Here is a 5205-nt window from a genome sequence, read left to right as displayed (position 1 = left end):
GCCATTCACGCGCAAAACCCAAGAGCGTCAACAGTCAAAAGTTTGCAACAGAGCCACAGAGCCGTCGACAAAGCGGGAAACACCATCACCTGTGCTTTCTGGAAGAATTCAGCACTGTGGGTTTCTGTTCTTTATATGCGCAAAAAACAGCATTTTTGCCTATTACATCAACAACAATTTTTCATTCGTTAAGTACCTCCAGAAAGAATCCTAACTTATTTTGTTACGAAAGCCGCGCAGAATAACGTTCCCGACTGCGACTGCGCCCCATCTTCCCCCCTCCCCTGCCCTTTCTGCAGCAGATCAAGACGCACTGGCAGACCTTATGCCCGACACCTCGCAACAAAAAGTGCTGCGACACAACCTTTTGGCTGATCTGACGGCCGGTTCCAATTTTGCTGCACGGGAAATTTTTTCGAACAAATTTCAACCGGGTTTCCTTGAGTGGTATCCATCCCCAGGGAAACGATTTGGCTACCTGACAGCGCTGCAATCGTCAGGACAGATCGCCTTGCAAGCCATTTTTCTCCAGGCCTCAACGCATTGCGTCAAAGTTGTTCAGCACACCATCTGATCGCTGATTCAGCTGGCCTCAGGGGCACAACAGATATTGGGGCTATCACTCAGATCAGACGATCCGAAAAAATGAAAAAAGCGCTTGAAGAGTGCTGACCGCTTGCGGCCGCACCTCGCTGCACGTGTCTGATCAGGACAGAAACACCGTAGGGGCGTCAGCGATGTCGGACGTCGGGAAATAGGCATCAATGGCCCGAAAAAAACGCCAGACTCAGGCCCGGCGTTTATCTAGGTAGAATATTTTGGTCAGAATCTTACCCGTGGGTAAGATCGTCTTCCTCTTGCAAATTGTCGATCAAAGTAGCAATCGCCTGTTCCAACTTGGCCCGATCAACCCGGGTAAAGTCCAAATCATAACGCAGCTCAATCCGCCCGCTAGACGCCGAACATTTCGCGACCCCTGCCCTGCCTGACACCTGAAATGTAGTTTTTGCGCGACGCGTTTTTCCCCCGCTGGCTGCTGCCGCCTTTTTAGGTGAGCTTTCATCCTGCTCTGTGAAAGTCCGCAGAATGGCAACTTCGCGCGGACCATCGCGATCCGGTTCGCTCATTACTGCGGTACTAACTTGACGAATTAATCCGGGATTGGCGTCAAACTTCCGCTTTAGCTCAACCCCCAGATTGCGCGGAATCTCATTGGGGTGCATCAGCACCTTGTCCAGCATCATCAGCAAACTGGCAAAGGCACGGATATAACTGCGCTTAGTGTAGCTGGCAGATTTGAACAGAATTGCCACAGCCTTGTCCACGTCAGCACAATCATTCGCCGCGTCATCCGCATAGGCTCTGGCCAAGGCGCCCATCTCGGCGAATGAGATATCCTTGCGGATCAGGTTCTCATCCACCATGCGCCGATAGCTGTCATTTAAGTCGGCGCCCTCGGAAATGCCTGCTGGAATCCTGCCAAAAACTTCATCGCCGGTTTCCTCGTGCAATGCGCGATAGGCAGACAGACGTCGCATACCCTGGATCAGTTCGAATCTGCCGTCAGTACGCCGTTCCAGCCGGATTGGATTCGACAGGCCGATGTCGCGGATCGAGTCCTTCAACTCATCCAATTCAGGGTCGGGGCCAGGCTTGCGGTCGCGGGTCAGTTTTTCGGTGACCACATCCGCCAGAGGTACGTGCTCTGTTACCAATCCTTCAGACCGAAGACGGACCAGCTCATGTGCCAACCGGTCATTTTCGGCGCGGATAGTTTTCTCCGTCGATTGTTGATCACGCAAGGCATCGGCATTTTCAGAAATTGCAGCGGCCATCGGTCCGCGGCGTTTTTCAAGTACCTTGTCCGGAACCTTGCCAACCGGGATGTCCTCCATGGCTGGCATATCGATGTCAAACATTCTGCGTTTACGGCTCATGTATCATCCTCCAGCTTGTCCCAGGCCGTCAACATCACACCTCGGAACTCTTCATATACATTGTCAAAGGTCGAGCGCGCGCGCCGCCAGGTTTCCCGCGTCATCTCACGGTAGTCCATCTCGTAGACCGAACTTAGAAAACGGCCGGATTGCTCGACCGCACGTGTCATTTCCACGGGGTGCTCCGCTACATGCTCGCCGAACACTTTCTTGAACGCATCAAACATCGCCAGATGCAAAGCATTGCCCGGTTCGTAGCGGGTCAGCAGAAAACGCAGCTCACAGAAGGTTTTGGGCAGACCAATCTTACCCGTGGGTAAGGTCTTGTCGAAACCATAGGCGAGATCCTCCAATGCCTCAGCCAATTGTCCGATGAAAGACGTGGTCGAGTCATATTCCCAATAACCAGGACCAGAAGGGACATAGAGCATATCAGCGGCAAACACCGCATTCATGGATTGATACCCAATCGCGGGCGGGCAATCGAACAAGATCAGGTCGTAAGCGTCATCGGGGATTTGATCCAGATACCGCGACACCGCTGCAAAGAACGACCACTCGGGATTCAGATGTCGGTACTGCGCTGACGCAAATTCGACGAAGGCCGCGTTAGCACACGAGGGGACAACGTCGATGGTCGACCAGGAGCTCTGCTTGATGAAATCCGAGATACGCAGATCGCCCAGGCCCATATCCGTGATCGCGGGCGGCAATTCGCGGCGGGGCAGGGCGGTGCCGGATTCGGCGGCGGCGGGGCGGTTGTTCATCCGCTCGGTTTCGCGGATCAGATCGCGGGCCATGATGCCCCAGACGGTGAAATCCTCGGCCACGTCTGTCAGACCCATGGAATGGCTCAGGGTCGCCTGCGGATCGAAATCCACTACCAGCACCCGATACCCGTCCAGCGCTGCGGCATGCGCCAGATGCAGGGCTACGGTTGACTTGCCCGCACCACCCTTGAAATTGGCCACGGCCGCGCGGATGGCCCGCTTGCCGACGGGGCGGGGCGGCATCAGGGATTTGCGATTCACTTTGAGTCGCCGCCGCAACTCATTCACCTCTTCCAGGCTGAACCAGCGTTGGCGACCATCGGGTTCAACTTCGCCACCTGGCAGGGACGGGTCCGCTGCCAGCTTGCCGCGAAAGGTGGACTGGTTGACGCGAAAGATCAGCTCGGACACCTCCCAGCTTGAAAAGCGGCGAAGGGTCTTTTCCATCTCTGGGCTGAAGGTCTGCTGGCGAATCCAGCCCTGCAGTTTAAGGGACTGATTGCGCAATGCGTTCAGGTCTTCGTGCGTGTACATGCCTCGTGTCTCATCGTTTGGGACGCTATTTTATATATTTTTCCTATTTACGCTTGATTTGCGCTTTACGCAAAAGAAAATATGATGAGAGTGTAAACTTACCCACGGGTAAGAAAACAGGAGCTTTCCGACTTAGAATCGATTCGGTAAGGCTGCGATTCGAAACTCAAGGGTTTCAGAGCGTCAGACCCAAGATTTAGGGGGGCGTTGCGGATCATCCCACCTCAATTAGGGGGACAAAAAGGGAAACTAGGGGGTCACTCTGTATGTCCCCCATCACCAATACTTCACCTAATTTCTTTATTAAATTTGATTTCGATTGAGGCCATCGGTGACCTCAAATCAGACTCCGCTTGACAGAATCGTCGGTTTGGACGCTAATCAGGACAACAAGACGAAAAGCGTTGGCAAACAGCGCGTCGGTGACGGTATAACCCGTCTGAGGCAGACTGAGCGGTGAGAACAGAAATGCAGGTTGCAAAACCGGTCGGGAGAAATGCGCCCGCCTTAAAATATGACATTCTATCGGCTTTGACCGTACACGCCCTGTCTGGTGACAAGCATCATCAGCGCAGCGTACTGCGCATCATTGCGCTGATCACCACCCGATACAATTGGCGCAACAATGAGTTGTCGATGGGCCGAGAAGAAATTGCCCGCCTTTGGTCAGTAAATGAACGCACCGTGAAACGTGAAATGGCCAAACTGCGAACAAAGGGGTGGATAGCGGTCAAACGCCCTGCAGTGCGTGGGCGGGTTGCGGTGTATGAGTTGGACCTAAAGCAATTGATGCTCGATACTTCGGATATCTGGCCCATTATCGGTCCTGATTTCCTGGCAAGAATGTCAGATGAACCCGAAGCGGATACAAACGTCGTTCCCTTTACAGTCAAAGCCGCACCATCCGGCCCTGTTGAGGGGGACGTTTGGACACAGGTGCAAGCCATCTTACACGGGCGTGACCCTGAGCTTTGGGCCAGTTGGTTCCAGCACTTGACCGAAGCTGACAGGGCAGGGGGGACCGTAACACTGATGGCTCCATCCCGGTTCATGGCGGATTACATCGCGCAGAAATTGTCTGTGCGGTTGCTGGCAGCCTACAGCCGCGTTGATCCCACAGTGCGTAACCTGCGCTTGGAAACCGCCGAATAGGGGAGAAATCGCAGCTTGAAAATTCCACCGCCTTGCGAGTCCTAAAGATTTGAAGGAATTCAACTGTCCCAATTGTGGGTCTTTGTGCCGGTCCATTTTAGATGCTTCCAAGGTTGTAACATGCCCCTCATGCGGTACGACGCTGTTTCTGAATGGGGATCACATCACGCTTGCCGGGGAACAGCGTGTCATGCATGACGCACGGTTGTTGTTCGGGATCGGCGACACGATTGAGATGGGGCAAAAACGATCCAGATCTTTGGGCATGCGCGCTATTCTTATGGTCGCAGGTTCTGGGATGAATTCTGCGGTGTGTCTCAGAAAGGCGCGATCTTGTGGAATTCCATCGATGAGGGTGATGTTGTTGAGCAGACCCACATCTCTGGCGGACAGACGCCAAAATTCCGACCACCTTTCAAAACCGGAGAGACGTTGGAGTTCAATCGCACAACCTCCACGGCTACCGAAGTTGAGCAGGTCGAGGGCAACAGACTGCTGTCCGGCAAATTTTGGAGCGAAGGGTCGATGTGGTTTCAGGGGCGCTGGTTCGACCCGTTTGACGAAAAGATACAACAGATATGACGCGCACCACGCCCGAGCTTATTTCGATCAATACACCTCATGCGGTGCTGGATTGGATGTTTTCGACGCTGGCAGGGTAATGGTCAAAATCTGAATTTTTTGCGGATCAGAGTTGGATACGCCGGATATTTATAAGGTGCTGCGGGCTGTGTCGAGAATATCAGAGAGACCGAGGGGCTCTGTTGCAAACTTTTGACTGTTGACGCTCTTGGGTTTTGCGCGTGAATGGC

Annotated in this window: 6 protein-coding genes; 4 read left to right on the top strand and 2 right to left on the bottom strand. The window is 53.6% G+C overall.

The window, feature by feature from the left end; translation table 11 throughout:
* On the top strand, positions 1 to 192 hold a 192-nt coding region (locus tag RUE5091_RS23465), incomplete at its 5' end, for a hypothetical protein (RefSeq protein ID WP_207383770.1).
* A 133-nt stretch (positions 193 to 325) separates the two neighbouring features.
* Entirely contained in the window at positions 326 to 574 is a 249-nt protein-coding gene (locus RUE5091_RS22345; protein ID WP_058284154.1) for a hypothetical protein, read from the top strand.
* Positions 575 to 830: 256 nt separating this feature from the next.
* Here the strand turns inward: RUE5091_RS22345 and RUE5091_RS22340 are convergent, their stop codons facing one another.
* Both RUE5091_RS22340 and RUE5091_RS22335 read right to left on the bottom strand, forming a co-directional pair.
* Positions 831 to 1937: a ParB N-terminal domain-containing protein gene (locus tag RUE5091_RS22340; RefSeq protein WP_058284153.1), complete on the bottom strand. Its 1107-nt coding sequence runs from the start codon at positions 1935 to 1937 to the stop codon at positions 831 to 833.
* Positions 1934 to 3241 (bottom strand): AAA family ATPase, encoded by a 1308-nt coding sequence (locus RUE5091_RS22335; RefSeq protein ID WP_058284152.1) that lies wholly within the window; start codon positions 3239 to 3241, stop codon positions 1934 to 1936. The genes RUE5091_RS22340 and RUE5091_RS22335 overlap by 4 nt, the downstream gene beginning before the upstream one ends.
* A gap of 468 nt (positions 3242 to 3709) precedes the next feature.
* Here RUE5091_RS22335 and RUE5091_RS22330 point away from each other — a divergent pair, with 468 nt between their 5' ends.
* Together RUE5091_RS22330 and RUE5091_RS22325 are read left to right on the top strand one after the other, a co-directional pair.
* Positions 3710 to 4393: a DnaA N-terminal domain-containing protein gene (locus tag RUE5091_RS22330; RefSeq protein WP_058284151.1), complete on the top strand. Its 684-nt coding sequence runs from the start codon at positions 3710 to 3712 to the stop codon at positions 4391 to 4393.
* Between the two features lie 333 nt (positions 4394 to 4726).
* Positions 4727 to 4975, top strand: a complete 249-nt coding sequence (locus tag RUE5091_RS22325; RefSeq protein WP_207383769.1) for a hypothetical protein — start codon at positions 4727 to 4729, stop codon at positions 4973 to 4975.
* Positions 4976 to 5205 lie beyond the last annotated feature (230 nt).

This window comes from Ruegeria denitrificans, from assembly GCF_001458295.1.
GTDB lineage: Bacteria > Pseudomonadota > Alphaproteobacteria > Rhodobacterales > Rhodobacteraceae > Ruegeria > Ruegeria denitrificans.
Note: the sequence above shows the minus strand (reverse complement) of the source record. Positions and strands in the feature narration are given on the sequence as shown.